Origin of the sequence: Mycobacterium heckeshornense, assembly GCF_016592155.1 — a bacterium.
In the GTDB taxonomy this organism is placed as follows: Bacteria; Actinomycetota; Actinomycetes; order Mycobacteriales; family Mycobacteriaceae; genus Mycobacterium; species Mycobacterium heckeshornense.
In genome coordinates, this window is sequence record NZ_AP024237.1 from 930,126 (window position 1) to 949,203 (window position 19,078).

Genomic DNA, 19,078 nt, shown 5'->3' on the forward strand with positions numbered 1-19,078 from the left:
AGCCGATGAACCACACCGGGATACGTGCACTAGCGGGCCTAGCGACAGTTGTGGTGATTCTCGGCATAATCGGGGTGGCCGTGAACTTATTCCAGGGCGGCTTCACCGAAACCGTCCCGGTAACCGTGTTGGCTCCGCGCGCCGGGCTGGTGATGAATCCCGATGCCAAGGTCAAGATGCGCGGTGTGCAGGTGGGCAAGGTGGACTCCATTGAACCCCGGGCGAACGGTCAAGCCGTCCTTCACCTTGCGATAGATCCGTCGCAGCTGCATTTCATACCGGCCAATGTGCTCGTCGACATCACCTCGTCGACGGTGTTCGGCGCCAAGTTCGTCGATTTGGTGCCGCCGGCCGAGCCCTCAGCGCAGCGGCTGCGTCCCGGTCAGGTTCTCGACAGCAAGCACGTCATGGTGGAAGTCAACACGGTGTTCGAGCACCTGACCGCGGTGCTGTCCAAGATCGAGCCGGCCAAACTCAACGAGACCCTGGGAGCTCTGGCGAAGGCACTCAGCGGCCGGGGTGAAAAGATCGGTCAGGCGCTCAGCGACCTGGATTCCTTTCTCGTCAAATATGATTCAAGCCTGCCCGCGCTGAGCCGCGATATCGCGATGTCGCCAAAGGTGTTCAACGCCTATGCCGATGCGGCGCCGAACCTGGTGAAGACCGTCGACAATGCGTCAACAATCAGCCAGTCAATTGTCGATGAGCAGAAGAACCTCGACGCGTTACTGATCAGCTCGATCGGGCTGGCCGAGATCGGCAACGACGTGCTGAGCACCAACCGCAAGCCGCTGACAACCGTGCTGCATCTGCTGGTCCCGACCACCGACCTGACCAACGAGTACAACAAGGCGCTGTGGTGCGGCTTCGCCGGACTCATACCGCTGGCGCATAACCAGCCGTTGGCGGAGCCGAGCATCAACATCACGGCGAGTCTCACCTGGGGCGGCGAACGGTATCGGTATCCGACAAACCTGCCCAAGGTGGCCGCGACCGGCGGTCCGCAATGCAACGGCCTGCCGCGGCTGCCCTTCAACACCCACCCGAAACTCCTGGTTACCGACATCGGGGCCAACCCGGCGCAGTACGGCAACCAGCAGCTGCTGATCAACTCCGATCTTCTCAAGCAGCTGCTCTACGGGCCGATCGCCGGCCCGCCGCGCAACCCACAACAGATCGGGCAACCCGGATGAGAGGCTCAATGCGCCTGACGCTGGTCAAGTTCGGTGTGTTTGCGGTCGTGATGGCGGTGCTGACCGCGTTTTTGTTCTTCATCTTCGGCCAGTACCGCACCGGCGCGACGACAGGGTATTCGGCGATATTCAGCGATGCATCGCGCCTGAAATCCGGGGATTCGGTGCGGGTCGCCGGAATCCGCGTGGGCACGGTCAACAGCGTCTCGCTGCGCCCCGACAAGAAGGTCGTGGTGAAATTCGACGCCGACCGGGGCATCGTGCTCACCGAGGGCACCAAAGCGGCCGTTCGTTATCTGAATCTGGTCGGTGATCGCTACCTTGAGCTCGTCGACGGCCCGGGCTCGACCAAGCGGTTGCCGGCCGGGGGAGTAATTCCCGCGGACCGCACCGCGCCCGCGCTTGATCTTGATTTGCTGCTGGGCGGACTGAAACCCGTTATCCAGGGCTTGAACGCGCGTGATGTCAACGCGCTCTCGACAGCGCTGCTGCAGGTGTTCCAGGGCGAGGGCGCTACCCTGGAGTCGCTGTTCTCCAAGACCGCGTCGTTCTCGAACACCCTGGCGGACAACGACCAAACCATCCAGCAGCTGATCGACAACCTGAACACCGTGGTGGCCACCCTCGCCAAAGACGGCAAAAAGTTCTCGGGCGCGATCGATCGCCTGGAGCGGCTGGTCACGGGTCTGTCGGACGACCGCGACACCATCGGAGCCGCCATCGACTCGCTGAGCAAGGGGACCGCGTCATTGGCCGATCTGCTGGTGAGCGCCAGGCCGCCGTTGGCCGGCACCGTTGAGCAGCTGAGTCGGTTGGCTCCGCTGCTGGATCAGGACCGGGACCGCCTGGAAGCCGCACTACAAAAGGCGCCGAAAAACTACCGTAAATTGTCGCGGCTCGGCGTTTTCGGCGCCACCATCCCGTACTACATCTGCGCTCTGCGGATCCGGGGCACCGACCTGAATGGCCAAACGGTGATAGCGCCCTGGTTCAGGTCCAATGCGCCGAGGTGCGAGGAACCCTGATGCTGAAATATCGCGGAGCGAGCCTCATCAAGGCGGGATTCATCGGCGCAGTGTTGATCGTGCTGGTCATCTTGGTCGGCCTCTCGCCCGAGCGGCTGGTGTCGTGGGCCACGGCGGTCCGATATCAGGCGCTGTTCACCGAGGCCGGAGGGCTGGCGGTAGGCAACACCGTTACGGTGTCGGGCATCAAGGTTGGCACCGTGACGGGTGTGTCCTTGCGTAACGGCGATGCTTTGGTGACCTTCACCATGAAGGGCAATGTGCCGCTCGGCTCGGACACCACCGCCCACATCAGAACCGGCACGCTGCTGGGCGAACGGGTGCTGACCCTGGAATCGGCCGGCCAGAAAACGATGCACCCGATGGAGGTCATCCCGGTCTCGCGCACGTCCTCGCCGTACTCGTTGACGCAGGCGGTCAGCGATCTGACCACCTACGCCGCGGAAACCGACACGCAAACGCTCAATCAGTCGCTGGATACCCTGTCGGCGACCCTCGACCAGATCGCGCCGCAACTCGGCCCCACCTTTGAAGCGGTGACCCGGTTGTCGCGAAGCCTGAACGGTCGCAACAAAACCCTGGGCGATCTGCTCAAGAGTGCCGCCGACGTCACCGGAATCCTTTCCGAACGCAGCCAGCAGGTCAACCAGCTCATCCTCAACGCCGACGATCTGCTCCACGTTCTGGTGGCGCGTCGACAAGAAATCGTCCAATTGCTGGCCAACACCTCGGCGGTGGCCAAGCAGCTCTCGGGATTGGTGCACGACAACGAAAGCAAACTGGCACCAACGCTGCAGAAACTGAATTCGGTCACCGCGATGCTGGAAAGGAACCGCGACAACATCTCTAAGGCCCTGCCGGGGCTCAAGAAATTCCAGCTGACGGTGGGCGAGTCCGTCTCCAGCATGTACGCCTATTCGGCGTTCGTCCCGAACTTCCTTGTCCCGCAACTTTTCCAGCCATTCCTCGATTACCTGTGGGGGTTCCGCACCTTCGACACCACGCGCGGCCCGGGCTTCCCCTCACCGGTACCGCGGTCGCTGGTGCCGTGGCCCTACAACGGCATTCCGCCGTGTGAAGGCTGCACGTTGGGTGGGCGGATCGGAGGCTCACAATGATCCCGCCCAACCGGCTCGCTGCTGTGCTCGCGGCCGGTCTTGCGGGCCTACTGGTCGCCGGCGTCGCTGTGGTCGTCCTTCACACATTCTTGCGCCCGAAGACCATTACCGCCTATTTCACGACGGCCACGGCGATCTACCCGGGTGACGAAGTGCGAGTCTCGGGAGTAAGGGTCGGCACGATCAAATCGATTCAACCGCAAGGCACCACGGCCAAGATGACCATGCACGTCGACCGCGACGTGCCCATCCCGGCAAACGCGAAAGCCGTCATCGTCGCGCAGAATCTGGTAGCCGCCCGCTACGTCCAACTCACTCCTGCCTACCGCGATAGCGGCCCGACGATGCCCGATGGTGCGGTAATACCTGTCGAGCGGACGGCGGTGCCCGTGGAATGGGATGAGGTTAAAACCCAATTAATGCGGCTGGCAACGGAATTGGGTCCTAACAGCAAGGTGTCGACACCATCGGTAGCCCGATTCATCGATAGCGCCGCCAACGCTCTTCAGGACAACGGCGACAAGCTGCGCCAAACGTTGGCTCAATTATCCGGTGTCGGCAGGATTCTGGCAAACGGCAGCGGCAACATCGTTGACATCATCAAAAATCTGCAGACCTTCGTCACCGCGCTGCGGGACAGCAACGTCCAGATCGTCCAGTTCAACAACCGTCTGGCCACGCTGACCAGCGTGGTCAACGACAGCAAATCCGAGCTGGATGCCGCGCTGACCGATTTGTCGACGGCGGTGGGCGAAGTGCAGCGGTTCATCGCCGAAACCCGCGACCAAACCAGCGAGCAGATTCAGCGGTTGGCCAACGTCACCCAGGTCCTGGTTGATCAGCACATGGATCTGGAAAACATCCTGCACGCAGCACCTAATGCGCTGGGCAACTTTTTCAACGACTACAACGCCGACACCGGAACCATCGTCGGCGGATTCGGCATCATGGATTTCGCCAATCCGGTGGCATCGGGGTTGCTTCTTCCGTTGCCCATTCCCGGCTGCTCGCAGGTAGGTTCCATCGGGAACATCACCGCGGTCGAGTCGGCCAAGCTGTGCTCGTTGTTCATCGGTCCTGGGTTGCGGCTGCTCAACTTCAACAATCTGCCCTTCCCCATCAACATCTTCCTGCAAAAGTCGCCAGACCCGAACAACATCATCTACAGCGAACAGCGTCTGGCGCCCGGCGGCGAGGGGCCGAAACCCGGTCCGCCCGAGCAACCGCCCGCGGTATCGGCGTACACCGGGCTGCCGGGCGATCCGGTGGGGCCACCGGGAGCCGTCCCGCCGGCGCGGATACCCGGAGCGGCGATGCCGCTGCCGCCGGCACCTTCGACACCAATGGAATCGCCGCCACCGCCACCCCCACCGGCCTTGCCGAGCATGCTGCTTCCCGCCGAAGGGCCGCAATCATGATGCGCCGGACGCGACGGGTGGTTGCCGCGACGTGTTGCGTCGTGGTGAGCGCAACCGGGTGCGCGTTCCACGGGCTGAACTCACTGCCGTTACCGGGCACGGTGGGGCGCGGAGCAGGCGCCAACATCTACCACGTCGAACTCGCGAACGTCAGTACGCTGGAGTCGAATTCGCCGGTCATGATCGACGACGTCGTCGTCGGCAGTGTCGGCCGGATGACGGTGAAGGGCTGGCACGCCGACGTCGAGATTTCGGTAAAGCGCGATGTCGTCGTCCCGGCGAATGCGGTGGCCAGCGTCGGTCAAACCAGTCTGCTGGGGTCGATGCATCTCGAGCTCAACCCGCCACTTGGGCAGCCGGGGATCGGGCGGCTGCAGCCGGGGGCCACCATCCCGCTTAATCGGGCGTCGGCGTATCCGTCGACAGAGCAAACTCTTTCGTCGCTTTCGGTTGTGGTCAACGGTGGCGGACTCGGGCAGATCGGTGAGATCGTCCGCAATTTCACCGCCGCCCTATCCGGGCGTGAGGGTGCTGTCCGCGATCTGATCAATCGGCTTGACAAGTTTGTCGGCACGCTGGACCAGCAGCGCGACAATATCGTCGCGTCCATCCAGGCGTTGAATGGGCTTTCCGCCACCTTTGCCGCACAACGTGACGTCCTGACCCGCGCGCTGCGCAAGGTTCCGCCTGCGTTGGAGGTGCTGATCAGAGAACGACCACGCTTGACAACCGCGTTGGACAAACTCCGCGTCTTCAGCGACACCGCTACCGGGCTGATCAACGACACCCAGGCCGATTTGGTCAAGAACCTCAAGAACTTGGAGCCGACCATCCGCGCGCTTGCCGACGTGGGTCCCGAGCTCGACACCGCGATCGCGGCGGCGACGGTCTTCCCGTTCACGCAGAACTTCGTCGACCGAGCCGTTCGAGGCGACTACTTCAACCTGCATGTCGACTTGGACCTGACTATTCCGCGGCTCAAACGGGGGTTACTGTTGGGCACCCACTGGGGGCAACTGGACGCGCCGGAGCCGCCCGCCCCGGGGGAACCGTTTTACTTGGGCTACACACTCGATCCGCTGCATGCCGGCGTCAGACCACCGGCGCCCGGCCCTGCGCCGTACGGTCCGGCGGCACCGTTACCCGGCCCACCGCCGCCGGGTCCCCAGCCGGCCACCAATGCGGTGCCAGCCGGGCCGGCGACACCACCCCTAAACCAAAGCGCGCCGGGCGGTTCGCCGCCGACGGGCCCGCTGCTGGAGGGGGGCGGATAGATGCTGTCTCGGTTCGTCCGAATCCAGCTGGCGATCTTCACCGTCGTCGGAATCATTGGTGTGATCGCGATGGTGCTGTTCTACATTCAGGTGCCAACGCTGCTCGGCATCGGAAAGATGACGGTCACCTTGGAGCTGCCGGCCACCGGTGGCCTGTACCGATTCTCCAACGTGACCTACCGTGGGGTTCAGGTCGGCAAGGTGACCTCGGTGGGGTTGACGGCCAGTGGCGCGAAAGCCACATTGTCGCTTAATACCTCACCCAAAATCCCGGCCAATCTGCAAGCCGACGTGCGCAGCATCTCAGCAGTCGGCGAACAGTACGTCGATTTGCGGCCGAGAACAGACTCCCCACCATACTTGCGCGACGGCTCGGTTATCCCAATGAGTGAGACCACGATTCCGCAAGCTGTCGGCCCTCTGCTCGAACAGGTCAACGCGTTGATCAAAAGCGTCCCCAAGAACAAGATCAGCCAACTGCTCGACGAGTCGTTCCAAAGCTTCAACGGGGAAGCCTACGATCTTGGGTCGCTGTCGGACTCGGCGTCACGAATCTCCGCCGATGCCAACAGTGTCGCCGACCGCACCCGAACCCTAACTGAAGACAGCCAGCCGCTGTTGGATTCGCAAGCACGCACCACCGATTCGATCAGAACGTGGGCACGCAGTCTGGCCGGGATTTCCGATGTTTTGGTAACCGACGACTCCCGGATTCGCACCCTGCTGCAAAACGGTCCCGATGCCGCCAACGAAGCGTCCCGGCTTCTCGAGCAGGTCAAACCCACATTGCCGGTGCTGTTGGCCAACCTCACCACCATCGGTCAGATCGCCGTCACCTACCACCCCTCGCTGGAGCAGCTGCTGGTGCTGCTGCCGACAGCGGTGGCGATTGAGCAAGCGGCCGGCCCTGCCAACCATCCGGATGGTTTCGCCGAGGGCGACTTTGCGCTCACCATCGACGACCCCCCTATCTGCACGGTCGGCTTCCTGCCGCCCAGCCAATGGCGCTCCCCGGCCGACACCAGCGACATCGACACACCCGACAACATGTATTGCAAGCTCCCGCAGGATTCACCGCTTTCAGTTCGCGGCGCACGTAACTATCCCTGCATGGACAAGCCCGGCAAGCGGGCACCCACGGTCGAAATCTGCAAGAGCGACAAGCCGTACATGCCGCTGGCGATGCGTCAGCACACGCTCGGTCCCTACCCGCTGGATCCCAATTTGCTTTCGCAGGGCATCCCGCCCGACGATCGGGTCACCGCCAGCGACCGGCTGTACGCCCCGACCGAGGGAACGCCGCTGCCGCCAGGAGCGATCCCTCGGGGAACGCCCGCCGGGCCGCGGGGTGCGACTCCACCACCGGGGACGCTCGGCGCGGCCGCTCCACCGCAGCCGTCGTCGGGACCTCCACCGGCGGTCATCGCGCCGCAGTCGGCTGAGGTTCCGCCCATTGCGCCACTGGACGTTCCATTGCCGGGTGAGTTGCCCGCGCCACCGGCCCCAGCCCCGGCCCCGCCACCGCCCGAGGTCAGCGGCGGGCAGCCCCACGCAGCGCCAAGCTCGTTCGGGGACAAGGGATCTGGACCGTCCGTGGCAATCGCAAAGTACGATCCGCGTACCGGGGGTTATGTGGGCCCGGACGGACGGCTGTACCAGCAGTCGGATCTCGCCGCGACCACCGCGCCGAAGAAATGGCAGGACCTGCTTCCGACCTGAAGCCGTGCTGTGCGACGCTGCAAGCCAGACCGCAGCCCGCGGCGCAGCAGAGCAATCGGGCCCGAACGCCCGGTTAGCCTATCTTGTCCAGGCGAAACGGCATCTCGACCATCAGCCACTGGTTTCGCCCGCAGGCCCCGCTCGGGCCCAGGGTGCGATCCTTGCCGGCCAGCACCGGGGAGCCGAGTTCCAGTTCAGCGCTCGAGGCGTTGACCGGATAGAAATAGAAGGTCTGCTGCCCGGGATATGCGGTCCCGTCGGGGCATCGCTCCCAGTTCGGCACTTCGCGTTTGACGTACCAGCTGGTCCCGTCAACCGTGTATAACGGCGCGCTCCAGCCCTGATCGCTTCTTACCGTGCCGGTGCATTCATAAAACGTCGCACACGACGAGTTCATCGTCCAGGTGCTGACGACTGTCGCCTCGTTGTTGAACTGGTCGTTGGTCTTGGCCCAGTCGCCGATGGACGTGGCACGGTACGTCCCGTTGAGGGCGACCTCCTCCTTGGTCGTTGCCCGTGCCCACGGCACCGGGCAGAAAGCGCCAAACACACTGGCAGTCAGCCCTATTGCGGTGGCTATCGTTCCCATTGAACGCATGAGCATGCTCCTCGACGGCATAAGCTGCCTATGCGCTTGTTTGGCGCCGGCAGGGGCGCTCTCGACGACAATAGCATTAGCTTCACCGCTGAAGTGCTGGAATCTTGCCGGAGATCGCAACGATCATCACAGTGGGTCGAACTTGGCGATCAACCAGGAACCGTTGACCTTGCTCAGCGTTACGCGCACCCCGCTGGGGCTCACCAACGGCTTCGGTTTTTCCTTGCTCAGGGTGGTTTGATCGAGAAATACCAACACGCTCGCCGAATTCGGCTGTAAGTCTGACACTGCGGCCCGCACCACCTTGGCGGTCTGGGTAAGTTGCATCCGCTGCGCCGCCGGCGCGACGATCTGTTCAGTGAACTTGGTGTAATACGTGAGAAAGTCGCCGGTGAGGTGGGACCGCGCCTTGTCGAAATCGCGATTCAGATTGTTGGCGGAATACGACAGCACTGCGACCGCGCCGTCGGAAGCCGCGTGGATCGCCTGCTGTTTCGCCGCGTCATCGATCTGGCGGTCCGCACGATACTGAATGAAGAACAAACCGGCAGCAAGCCCCGCTGCGGCGATGACCAAGGCCGTCAGGAGAATCAGACCTCGCCTAGCCAGGCACCAGCGCATCCAGGCGGTGGTTTTGGCGATTTTGCTCAGACGGGCCGGCTCTGGCTCCCCGGTGGGAGTATTGCTGCCGTCAATCGACGACCGGTGTTCGACCGTCATCAGATGAAGTCGACTTTCGACATCTTGAGCTGACCGCCGTCCCGGCTGATATTGACGCTGAGCCGCCAAGACGCCGGGGGCCGTTTGGTTTTGTCCGGATTGGTGGTGTCCGATTTTGCCACGACCAGCACCACCGCTGAACTGTCAGTCATCGACTCGACGGCGACGGCGTCCACGGTGGCCTTGGTGCTTACTTTCGAATCCTCAGCCCGCTTGACCAAAACGCCGGAGGCCGCCTGCAGCTGGGCTTTCAGCTGGCCCGTGGACGCGTCGATAATGCGTTGGAAGTCGTCCCTGGCGTGGTTGGCATCGATCGACATGAACGTGACGACCGCCTGGCGGGCCGCCGCGGCGAACTCCGCCGCCAGTTGCCGCTTATGTGTGATGGTGTGGTGCTGCCACTGCATGTAACCGCTCGCCCCGAGCGAGATGCAGATCAGCGCGATCGCCGCCGCGGTGCCCAGCGCTTTTCGTCCCGCGATACGCGGCTTCGGACGCCACGAGAACGCCAGTCGTCGGGGGTGCGCTTCGTCGACGGGGTCGGAGTTTTGCGCCTGGTTGCCCGATGCCGCTTCGGCTTGTCGGCGCAGCCGCATCGCGCGTGCCCGGGCCTCCTCGGCTGTCGCTTCGGCCCGGGCGGCTTCTTCCTCTGCTTCAGCGAGTGAGACTCCCTCCGGATCATGCACGGAGAACCACGTTATCACTTTTGTCCCGACAGTCACCGGCCAATTCCAGCGCTTCAAGCTGCGCAAATGGTCCGCATGTCGGCGACCAATGGCGCACTCCGCGGCTGATCGGCATTCCGGTGCCGTTGAACAGTCTCGACCTTCTCCGAATAGGAGAATTTTCTTTTCAGCTGTGTCAAAGTATTGCCGTGCGCTACTTCGTGGCAGCCGTCACGGCGTTGCTCGGCGCTGGTGCATTCTTGACTGCACCTCGCGCCGCCGCCGGGCCGACAGTCTGCGACTACCCGGCTTGTACACCCGGCATCGCGCCCGGCGTGGTGCTCGGGGCGCCTTGTGACAACACGACCTACTACGTTTTCGGGGTCACGGACTGGGGACGGCTGGTGTTCTGCGGTTCGCCGAGGAGATACCAGCCGAGGTGGTTTCGGTCGCCGCCGATGGCCGGGATCAAGGAAGAGAACGCCGACTGCACCCAGTGGCAGAACTATGTTGCGCAGGCGCCGGACGGGCTGTTTTTGACCTGCCTAGCGCAGAACGGTCATACCTTCTGGACCCGCGCCGACACGTAGCTGACCGTGGCCGTACCTTCGTCACGTGAGGCAGCTAGCTCCTAGTGGCGCGGCCAGGCTATCGATTCGATACGCGGGCGGGCTCGTATTGGCTCATCTTGTTGCCACCGGCGAGGTCGCGGTGATCGCGGTGGCTCTCGGCGGCCACGCCGGCGGTGGGGCACACGTTCACGTGAACGCGAGGAACACGGTAGCGGCCATTCTGCTGGTTGTGCTTGGTGCCGTCGCGGTCGGGACAGGCGGAGTCATATCGATCGCTCCGTCGCTGCGCTGGTTTGTTGCTGGGCAAGAGCCGACGCCCGACCAACGCCGTGCAGCGATGAAGCTCATCCGCAACCAGTCGGCGGTTCTCGCGGCGACGTGGGCGGCCAGCGGCACAATCTTTGCGCTACTGAACGTTCACGGCGGGCTCACGGTTGTCGTGTCGACCGCCTTGGCGGTGCTATTCGGTGGGGCTGCCGCGACGGGCACCGGCGTGCTGCTCACGCAGCGCACGGTGCGTCCGATCATTGCAGCTGCCACACACGGTTTCGAAGGCTTCGTCACCGCTCCAGGTGTGTTAGCACGGTTGGTCGGCATGTGGCTGCTGAGCAGTGCGCTTCCCAGCGTGGCGATAGCATCCCTGATCTTTCTGCGGTCACTTGGCTGGATCATCCACAAAAGCGCCTCGGTCGAGATTCCGGTACTGGTGCTCTCCATTGTCGCGGTGTTGCTGGGACTGCGGGGAACTATCTTGGTCGCCAAATCGATCTCGGATCCGGTTCGCGAAGTCGTGGCGGCAATGGCAGAAGTCGAACATGGCCGGATCGGCACAATGGTCGACGTCTACGAACGCTCCGAGATCGGCCGTCTACAAAGCGGGTTCAATCGGATGGTGTCCGGCCTTGTCGAACGTGACCGGCTTCGTGACCTGTTCGGCCGACACGTAGGAGTGGACGTCGCCCGTCGTGCGGTCGAAGAGGAAGCATCGCTGACCGGCGATGTTGTCGACGCGGCAATTCTCTTTATCGATTTGGTGGGCTCAACACCGTTGGCCGCTAGCCATCCGCCTGAGGAGGTTGCCGGACTGCTCAACAAGTTCTTCCAGATCGTTGTCGAGGAGGTAGATCAAAGGCAAGGATCGATCAACAAGTTCGAGGGAGACGCCGCGCTGGCCATCTTCGGGGCGCCGCTGCGACTGGATGGAGCGGCATCAGCGGCGTTGGCGACCGCACGCGCGCTGGGCGCTCGGCTGCGCGAATTACCCTTGGTGGACTTCGGCATCGGCGTTTCGGCAGGGCCCGTCTTTGCCGGCAATATCGGTGCTGAGAACCGCTACGAATACACCGTGATCGGTGACCCGGTCAACGAATCAGCGCGTCTCGCTGATCTCGCCAAGACTTCGGAGCGACGGATTCTGTGCTCCGATGCGGCGATAGCTCGCGCTGACCCGGAGGAATGCGAGCATTGGGTTGCCAAGGGCTCCACGGTGTTACGCGGCCGCTCGGATACCACGCAGGTCTCGGCACCGGCGGACGAAGGACCTGGCTAAGTGGCAACGACGGCCAGGCTGCGATCCCACAGTTCGCGGGCCAGCACTGCATCGTTGGCCGCACGATGCGGTTTCGCGATTTTGTTCCTGGAGTAATACTCTCCCGATTTCCAGTGGACACCGGGTGTGGCGGTGGCCAACTCGACGAGCTGAGTGGCACCTTGATCCGGCGTCGCAGTGAACACCCTTGTCGGTGTGTGGCGCATGAGAGCCAGGATCCGCGATCCAGATGCAGGCCCGAAGTTCGTGTCGACATATCCGGGGTGGAAAGCCGCAGCCGACAGCCCGGCATCGTGATACCGACGGTGTAATTCCTTGGTAAACAATATGATTGCCAGCTTCGTAAGCGCGTACACCTTGCTGGGACGGTAGCGATGCGTGTTGTGCAGATCCTCGATTGTCACTCTGCCGAGCAACTTCTGCGACGCGCTGGAGGTGTTTATGACCGAGGCCCGGGACTCGACCAAGAGATCGACGAGTTGCGTGGTGAGCAGAAACGGCGCCAGATAGTTCACTTGGAAGGTCTTCTCGTAGCCGTCGCCGGTAAACTCGATTCTGGTTGTCATGCCGCCGGCATTGTTGGCCAATACATCGATGCGCGAATAGCGAGAGCGCAATTGCTGCGCCAATGCCCGCACTTGAGTCAGGTCGGCAAAGTCGGCGACGAAGCAGTCGGCGCCCAGTTCGGCGGCCACGGCTGTGGTCTTGGTTTCCGAGCGTCCGATCACGACAACGTGTTCACCTGCGTGAGACAAGCGACGAGCGGCCGCGGCACCAATGCCGTCGCTGGCGCCCGTGATAACGATCGTTCTAGTCACCGGCCTGCCGTCAACCGGTGATAACGGGCAATCGCGCCCATCCGCGCACGCTGGCGGTGTGCGCCCGGACCGCGTTGTCATAATCGACCTGCCAATCGGGCCAGCGATTGAGCACTTCCTCAAGCGCGACGCGCGCTTCCATGCGCGCCAGCGCCGAACCCAGGCAGAAATGCAACCCGTGCCCGAAGCTCAGGTGCGAGCCGGTGCGGTGGATATCGAATCGTTCCCCGTCGGGGAAGTGCCGTTCGTCACGGTTGGCAGACCCGTTCAGCAGCAACATGATTGAGCCCGCGGGAACGGTCTGGCCATAGTACTCGACGTCATGGGCGACATAGCGAGCCTGGACCGGTGACGGTGCCTCGTAGCGCAGCACTTCTTCGATGGCCTGCGGAATCAGCGCCCGGTCGGCGGCGATCTCGCGGCGCTGGTCGGGGTGGTCGGAGAGCAGTTGGCCGATGAATCCGATCAGCCGTGTCGTCGTCTCGTTGCCTGCCCCGGCGATCGTGCTGGTGTAGGTGAGCACTTCGGTGCGGCTCAGCCGTCGGCGCGTGCCGTCGGGTTCCTCCAGCTCTGCGTTGAGCAATTCGGTCATCAGATCGTTCGACGGATGCTTAGCCCGCCAGTCGATATAGTCGGCGAAGATCTGATATGTCTGCTCGAAGCTGGTGGCGTCGAAGGCCGGCTTAGCCTCCTTCAGGGTCAAGATGGTGTCGGTGCGCTTGCGGATCATTTCCTGGTCAGACTCCGGGATGCCCACCAGGTAGCCGATCACCCGCATCGGCATTTGCGCGCCGAGATCTTCGATGAAGTCGAACCGGCCCGATCCCACGTGGGGATCGAGGGCACGGACACAGTACTGGCGCGCTAACCCTTCGACCGCCTCCATTCGGCGGGGCGTGAAAACCCGTGACAGCAGCCGCCGGTGAGCGTCGTGAATTGGCGGATCCTCCCACAGAATGATCCCCGGGGGAATTTCGGCACCGCTGAGCAGGAGGTCAGCGGTCGTTCCCCGGCCAGACAAGAATTTCTCCCAATCGTTAAGTGCGGGAGCGACATCGGCGTAACGGCTCAGCGCGAAGAAATTGAATTTCTCGTTGTAGTAGAGTGGCGCCTCGTCGCGCAGCCGCTTCCACACCGGATACGGGTCGTTGTCGATCTCGAAATCGAACGGGTCGTAGTAGACGTCGGTCTTTTCGGCGCTCGTCATCCCTGCACCCCTTGTTTCTGCGGGACTTTGGTTTCCGTCAGCTTCGGTACCACAATGTTGGCAACGCGCTCCAGGTATGGCCAAGCGAGATCGGGCGGCAGCCCACCGCACAGCGGCGCCAGGGTGAGCATGCCGCCACTTTGCAGGTGGTCGATCGCTTGCGGCACAGTGAAGATCCGGTACGTGCGTGACATGAGGCGTAACTCCTCAACGCTGTGTACGTCGGCGATGCCGGCCGACGTCTGGTTGCCCGGGTTCCAATCGGCGTAGGTCCGTGCATCGTGGAGCAGGTAGGATCCGAGTTCGTCCCATGCCCGGTCGACGTCGTCGGCGACAAAACACACCGACGGCGTGTCGCGGTCAGGCAGCAAGGTCATCCCGGGCTCGTGCCCGTGTGCGCGACACGCGGCTTCGTAGGTTTCCTGCGAGCCGGGGACATTGGCCTGGGCGAGGAAAGAAAGGCCGTATTTTCCGGCGCGGCGGGCGGCGGCCAGACTGCCGCCACCCCACATCAGCAGCGGGCCACCGGCACTGTATGGCGGTGGTGTGACTTTGATGCGGCGCCCCGGGCGGACCACCGTCTCACCGCGTAGTAGCCGGCGCAGCAATTCCACGTACTCATCGGCGATGCGTCCACGCGCGCCCATGTCCACGCCGAAATGGTCATACTCCTCGCGGCGATACCCCAAACCCAGGATGTAAGAGACACGGCCGCGGCTGATGATATCGAGCACCGTCATCTCCTCGGCGAGCCGAACCGGGTCGTAGAGCGGAAGAAGTACCACCGAGGTGATGGCCAGCCGTTCGGTGCGCGCCGCCACGGCCGAGGCGAGAATGAGCGGCGTTGGCAGGTAGCCATCGTCGGAGCCGTGATGCTCGCACAGCACTGTTCCCAGGCAGCCGCGCGTCTCGGCCCACGCGCACATCTCGATCGCCGTCGCATAGAGCTCGGTCGTTGGCGCGCCGATGGCAGCGGCGCGCATATCGAAGCGCATCGAGAACATTCGTGACCTCCGCCGACGGTATTGCCGGCACCGAAGTAGGATTTAAGCGTCTGCTTAAATCCGCTGAGCATATGCCTAACATGCCGCGCGTGGGTGGTCAATACTCATCAGGGTCGACAGGAGGATTACAGGGTAAAGATGGCATCGCCGCGCAGATTTGGTTCCGCGGACGCGAAGACCCGCACGTTGTTGCTGGATGCGGCCGAACAACTGATGCTCGCCGAGGGCTGGGCGGCGGTCACCGGTCGGCGGGTGGCCGAGAAGGCGGGTCTGCGGTCTCAGCTCGTGCACTATTACTTCCGCAGCATGGATGAGTTGCTGCTTGCGGTATTCCGCCGCCGCGCCGAGCAGAGCTTCAAGGCGAACACGAAAGCGTTGGGCTCACCGCAACCCCTGTGGGCGCTGTGGCGGATGTTCAGCAATCCGCCGTTCAGCGCGTTCGCCATGGAGCTGTTCGCGCTGGCTAACCACCGCGCGGATTTGAGGTCTGAGCTGGCCTGCTACGCCCAGCGGTTTCGGGATGAGCAGGCAAAGACGTTCGCGACGGTCCTCGCGGGCTACGGGGTGGACACGCAGCAAATTCCGCCGGTGGCGGTGGCGTTCCTGCTGACCGGCGTGCAGGCGGTGCTGTTTATGGAAGAAGCCCTAGGGATCTCGGCCGGTCATGCCGAAGTCATCGCCCTGGTCGAGCGCTATCTGCGCGACGTCGAGGGCGACCCGGTGATCGCGTGAGCCAGATTCGGCTAGGTCCCGTTACGCGACATGGGCCGTTTCCGGGACGCCTCGAGCCGGATCGGATCGCGGCATACGCCGCTGCGACCGGCGACGAGACTGCGGCGGTATTGGCTGGTAAGGCGGTCCCGCCGATGTACCCCGTCGTTCTGGCCTTCGGGGCCCAGCAGGCGGCCAATGCGGATGTGCCGGCAGCTGCGTGGCGGCAGGCGCGTGGCGGTCTGCACGGCGAGCACGACATCGTGCTGCATCGTCCCCTGGTTCCCGACGAGCCGCTGGATACCTGGTCGTCCGTATCCGCGGTGCGGTCGACCCGCGCAGGCACCCAGGTGGTGCTGCACATCGAACAATTCGACGGCCAGGGTGGATTGGCTGTCGAACAATGGTGGACCACCATGCTTCTCGGCTTGCAAGCGATAGCCGATGCAGGATCGATGCCAGCAGATCACCGCTTTCCCGACTCGGCTCGAAGCAATCCGATCGGGTCGGCAACCCACAACATCAGTGAGCACGTGGCACACGATTACGCCACAGTGTCCGACGATTGGTCGGCCCACCACTTCGACATCGGCGCCGCGCGCGCAAGCGGATTCGACTTCCTTTTCGCTCACGGCCTGTGCACCATGGCGATCTGCGCGCATCGCGTCTTGCGTGTGGTGGGCGTCGATGATCCCGGCCAGGTTCGACGGGTGGCAGTGCGCTTCGCGTCGCCGACGCCCCTCGGAGCCGAGCTGACCGTGAATGTCTATGGCGTCACCAGAAAGTCGTTTGCTTTCGAGGCGAGCTGCGCGGGGGTAACTACGATCAGTCACGGACGAATGGAGCTGCGGGGATGACGAATCTCGATATCGGGGTCTATGTGCCGCAGATGGGGTTTTCTTATGAGGACGTCCTGCATCGCACTCTGCGTTGCGAAGAACTCGGCATCGGATCGGTGTGGCTCTACGACCACTTGTACGGGCCGGGCGTTCCCCAGATCTCCTCGTTGGAAGCCTGGACCCTGGCCACCGCACTTCTGAGCCGTACCGACCGCATCCGCGTAGGACACTTGGTGTTGTGCAACCAGTTTCGCCATCCAGTGGTGCTGGCCAAGATGGCCACCACACTCGACCACATATCGGAAGGCCGTTTACAGCTCGGCATTGGCAGCGGCTCCATCGAAGACGAACACAGCAGGACGGGCCTGCCCTGGGGAAGCTTCGCCGAACGGTCCGAACGCCTGGCCGAGGCGCTGGAGATCCTGAGCCAGGCGTTCAGTGATGGCGTCGTCGATTTCGCCGGAAAGCATTACACGGTGCGCGACATGCCAATCGTGCCGGGACCCGTTCAGCAGCCCCGGCCACCGGTAATCGTCGGGGGAGTCGGCGAGAAGCACACGCTGCCCTTGGTGGCGCGCTACGCCGACGTGTGGAATGTGCCGACCTACGCGCTCGGCCAGCTAGAGCACAAACTGTCGGTGCTGCAGTCGATCTGTGACGACATCGGCCGCGATCCCGCCACCATCATGTTGTCCGTTGAGGCCGTGATGGCGCTCGCCCCGGACGACGAGGCACTGCCGAAGGTCCGCCAGATCGCCGAAAAGCGTTTCGGTACACCCGGCTTCGGTCTGCACGAAGGCGGGTTGATCGGCACGCCGCAGGCGATTGTGGAGCGACTAAACCAACTGCGAGAGCTCGGCTTTCAGCAAGTGGTGCTCTTCACCCATGACCGGGCGTCCGATGAGACGCTGGAATTGCTGGCCTCGAGGGTGATCGCCGAGCTGTGAAATACGCCAAACCTTTACGCGATTAATGGCCGCAGCGTGCTTACCGTCCGCCTTTTTTGTCTACAATCCGGCCTCTGGCGGTGACGGTGATTCTGGCCGCCGAGCGTAGAGTTTCGGCGACGACGCGGCCAGTGTCGCGCAGAGGCTGGCTGCTTCGTTGGGTGCGGGCGAGCATGATGGCGCCTTCCAGGCTAGCCACGGCAAAAGTCGCGAGCTCACCTGCGCGCGCAGGCTTGACGCCCCCGCTTATCAATTGAGTGGCGACGCGGGAGCGCCATGCGTCGAATACGGCCTGGCTAGCTGCGCGCAAAGTGTCGTTGGTGCTGGCGATTTCACTCGCCAGCGTGCCAATCGGGCAGCCGTCGGCGAAGTCGGATTCCTCCAGCGCCCGCGCCGCCCACCCGAACCATTTGATCGCGGCTTGCCCTATGTCACCGGTGTGCGCGAACACCCGGTCGAGCAGCTCCTCGTAGCGCGCCGCGGTGTGCCCGATGGCGTTGAGTGCCAAGTCTTGCTTCCCGCCGGGAAAGAAGTAGTACAGCGACCCTAGCGGTGCCCCGCTTTCGGCGACGATCTGTTTCAGCCCCGTGCCGCTGTAACCTTGGCGGCGGAATAGTGCGGCCGCGGTGGTCAAAAACCGGTCTCGCGTGGACGTGCTCATGATGTCGTCTCTGTCCGACCGTTGCCGGTGCGGCGGCGCAGCGCGATGGCGTCGATGATGCGCCGGGCCGTCTGCCGGTCGATGGCGTAGGCGGAAAGGGCTTCAAGCTCGAGTTGGTCATCGAGCCGTTGCCCGATGACGTCGAGCACCGTTTCCTTGGCCGAGCGCACCGCTTCCTGCTGGTGCGCGGCGATACGATTGGCCAGATTCCGGGCGGAGTTCATCAGCTCGTGGTGCGCGACGACGCGGGTGACCAGATTGGTTTGCAGGGCGCGCTGGGCGTCGATTGGTTCGCCGCTGAGTTCCAAATCAAGTGCCACGGCGATGCCGCACGCATCGACAAGCCTGGTGATGCCGCCATCGCCGTGATGAAACCCCAACGCCACCAGAGGCGCACCGAACATGGCCCTATCGGAGGCGATACGAATGTCACAGGCTAGCGCCAGTTCCAGACCAGCGCCGAGCGCCCAGCCGTTGACCGCCCCGATCACCGGCTTGCGTATGCGGTGCAGGCCGCGGGTCAGCCCACCGATTCCGACACTTTTGGCGTTGCGTCGTACCATGGCCGCGTCAGCGTCGGCCCACTGCTCGAACCAGGCATTGCGGTCCGCCCCAGCGCAAAACGCCGTCCCAGCGCCCGTCAGGATTGCCACGTCAACATCGTCGTCATCGCTGAAGTCCCGCCAGATCTGGCGCAGTCGCTGGTCCATTGTCGGATCGATCGCATTACGCACTTCCGGGCGGTTCAACGTGATCGTTGCGACCCGGTCCTTCTTGGCATAAATGACGCCGCCGACGGTCATGGTCGCCATATTATATAAATCGCTCTACTAACACAATGGGCGTGAATCTCGAATGCGTTCTCGCCGCGCCGCTTGCCACGGCCAGCCTCGAACCGCGCCTGCCGATCAAAGTGAGCAGCTGCTGGGTTATCTGGTCATGAATATGGCCGGTCTGGCTGCGGACCAGCGTTACTACGAACGCGCTGATTGCCGCTTGTCGGTTTTGAGCCGTTCGTCTCGGCTGACAACGAGTTCGCC

19 protein-coding genes are annotated in these 19,078 nt (G+C 63.2%); 11 read left to right on the forward strand and 8 right to left on the reverse strand.

Going from position 1 to position 19,078, the window contains the following annotated elements:
- The first annotated feature begins 5 nt into the window (after positions 1-5).
- Genes MHEC_RS04480 through MHEC_RS04505 form a run of 6 tightly spaced genes read left to right on the forward strand, consistent with a single transcriptional unit; the run spans position 6 to position 7,747 of the window.
- On the forward strand, positions 6-1,193 hold the full coding sequence (locus MHEC_RS04480) for an MCE family protein (protein WP_048890076.1): 1,188 nt from the start codon (positions 6-8) through the stop codon (positions 1,191-1,193).
- Positions 1,190-2,218: an MCE family protein gene (locus MHEC_RS04485; protein ID WP_048890075.1), complete on the forward strand. Its 1,029-nt coding sequence runs from the start codon at positions 1,190-1,192 to the stop codon at positions 2,216-2,218. The genes MHEC_RS04480 and MHEC_RS04485 overlap by 4 nt, the downstream gene beginning before the upstream one ends.
- Positions 2,218-3,336, forward strand: coding sequence for an MCE family protein (locus MHEC_RS04490; protein WP_048890074.1), 1,119 nt, complete (start codon positions 2,218-2,220; stop codon positions 3,334-3,336). The genes MHEC_RS04485 and MHEC_RS04490 overlap by 1 nt, the downstream gene beginning before the upstream one ends.
- Entirely contained in the window at positions 3,333-4,754 is a 1,422-nt protein-coding gene (locus tag MHEC_RS04495; protein ID WP_048890073.1) for an MCE family protein, read from the forward strand. The genes MHEC_RS04490 and MHEC_RS04495 overlap by 4 nt, the downstream gene beginning before the upstream one ends.
- Positions 4,754-6,028: an MCE family protein gene (locus MHEC_RS04500; RefSeq protein ID WP_372507393.1), complete on the forward strand. Its 1,275-nt coding sequence runs from the start codon at positions 4,754-4,756 to the stop codon at positions 6,026-6,028. Before MHEC_RS04495 ends, MHEC_RS04500 begins: the two co-directional genes overlap by 1 nt.
- The gene (locus MHEC_RS04505; protein WP_048890071.1) at positions 6,029-7,747 is read left to right on the forward strand and encodes an MCE family protein; all 1,719 of its coding nucleotides are present in this window, start codon (positions 6,029-6,031) and stop codon (positions 7,745-7,747) included.
- Positions 7,748-7,820: 73 nt separating this feature from the next.
- Here MHEC_RS04505 and MHEC_RS04510 read toward each other — a convergent pair whose 3' ends face one another.
- The 3 genes from MHEC_RS04510 to MHEC_RS04520 form a co-directional block, all read right to left on the reverse strand.
- Entirely contained in the window at positions 7,821-8,345 is a 525-nt protein-coding gene (locus tag MHEC_RS04510; protein ID WP_048890070.1) for an Rv2253/PknI dimerization domain-containing protein, read from the reverse strand.
- 126 nt (positions 8,346-8,471) lie between these two features.
- Positions 8,472-9,065 (reverse strand): hypothetical protein, encoded by a 594-nt coding sequence (locus MHEC_RS04515; RefSeq protein ID WP_048890069.1) that lies wholly within the window; start codon positions 9,063-9,065, stop codon positions 8,472-8,474.
- On the reverse strand, positions 9,065-9,751 hold the full coding sequence (locus MHEC_RS04520) for a hypothetical protein (protein WP_235434732.1): 687 nt from the start codon (positions 9,749-9,751) through the stop codon (positions 9,065-9,067). The genes MHEC_RS04515 and MHEC_RS04520 overlap by 1 nt, the downstream gene beginning before the upstream one ends.
- Before the next feature lie 188 nt (positions 9,752-9,939).
- Here MHEC_RS04520 and MHEC_RS04525 point away from each other — a divergent pair, with 188 nt between their 5' ends.
- The gene (locus tag MHEC_RS04525; protein WP_048890067.1) at positions 9,940-10,320 is read left to right on the forward strand and encodes a hypothetical protein; all 381 of its coding nucleotides are present in this window, start codon (positions 9,940-9,942) and stop codon (positions 10,318-10,320) included.
- 25 nt (positions 10,321-10,345) lie between these two features.
- On the forward strand, positions 10,346-11,851 hold the full coding sequence (locus MHEC_RS04530; RefSeq protein ID WP_048890066.1) for an adenylate/guanylate cyclase domain-containing protein: 1,506 nt from the start codon (positions 10,346-10,348) through the stop codon (positions 11,849-11,851).
- Here the strand turns inward: MHEC_RS04530 and MHEC_RS04535 are convergent.
- The 3 genes from MHEC_RS04535 to MHEC_RS04545 are packed head-to-tail and all read right to left on the reverse strand — an operon-like array spanning position 11,848 to position 14,880.
- Complete coding sequence (locus MHEC_RS04535; protein WP_048890065.1) at positions 11,848-12,669, reverse strand: SDR family NAD(P)-dependent oxidoreductase; 822 nt, start codon at positions 12,667-12,669, stop codon at positions 11,848-11,850. The two genes, MHEC_RS04530 and MHEC_RS04535, sit on opposite strands and share 4 nt — an antisense overlap.
- Positions 12,670-12,679: 10 nt before the next feature.
- A complete protein-coding gene (locus tag MHEC_RS04540; protein WP_048890064.1) occupies positions 12,680-13,876 on the reverse strand; it encodes a cytochrome P450 in 1,197 nt (398 codons plus the stop codon).
- Positions 13,873-14,880 carry an LLM class flavin-dependent oxidoreductase gene (locus tag MHEC_RS04545; RefSeq protein ID WP_048890063.1) on the reverse strand — a complete coding sequence of 336 codons (1,008 nt, stop codon included), beginning with the start codon at positions 14,878-14,880 and terminating at the stop codon, positions 13,873-13,875. Before MHEC_RS04545 ends, MHEC_RS04540 begins: the two co-directional genes overlap by 4 nt.
- A gap of 138 nt (positions 14,881-15,018) precedes the next feature.
- Between MHEC_RS04545 and MHEC_RS04550 the strand changes: the two genes are divergently transcribed.
- From MHEC_RS04550 to MHEC_RS04560, 3 genes are all read left to right on the forward strand, one after another.
- Positions 15,019-15,612, forward strand: coding sequence for a TetR/AcrR family transcriptional regulator (locus MHEC_RS04550; protein ID WP_048890062.1), 594 nt, complete (start codon positions 15,019-15,021; stop codon positions 15,610-15,612).
- Between the two features lie 134 nt (positions 15,613-15,746).
- On the forward strand, positions 15,747-16,448 hold the full coding sequence (locus tag MHEC_RS04555; protein ID WP_235434731.1) for a MaoC/PaaZ C-terminal domain-containing protein: 702 nt from the start codon (positions 15,747-15,749) through the stop codon (positions 16,446-16,448).
- Entirely contained in the window at positions 16,445-17,377 is a 933-nt protein-coding gene (locus MHEC_RS04560; protein ID WP_048890060.1) for an LLM class flavin-dependent oxidoreductase, read from the forward strand. The genes MHEC_RS04555 and MHEC_RS04560 overlap by 4 nt, the downstream gene beginning before the upstream one ends.
- A 40-nt stretch (positions 17,378-17,417) precedes the next feature.
- Here MHEC_RS04560 and MHEC_RS04565 read toward each other — a convergent pair whose 3' ends face one another.
- Both MHEC_RS04565 and MHEC_RS04570 read right to left on the reverse strand, forming a co-directional pair.
- Complete coding sequence (locus MHEC_RS04565) at positions 17,418-18,038, reverse strand: TetR/AcrR family transcriptional regulator (protein WP_048890059.1); 621 nt, start codon at positions 18,036-18,038, stop codon at positions 17,418-17,420.
- The gene (locus MHEC_RS04570; protein ID WP_048890175.1) at positions 18,035-18,841 is read right to left on the reverse strand and encodes an enoyl-CoA hydratase/isomerase family protein; all 807 of its coding nucleotides are present in this window, start codon (positions 18,839-18,841) and stop codon (positions 18,035-18,037) included. Before MHEC_RS04570 ends, MHEC_RS04565 begins: the two co-directional genes overlap by 4 nt.
- Positions 18,842-19,078: the final 237 nt, after the last annotated feature.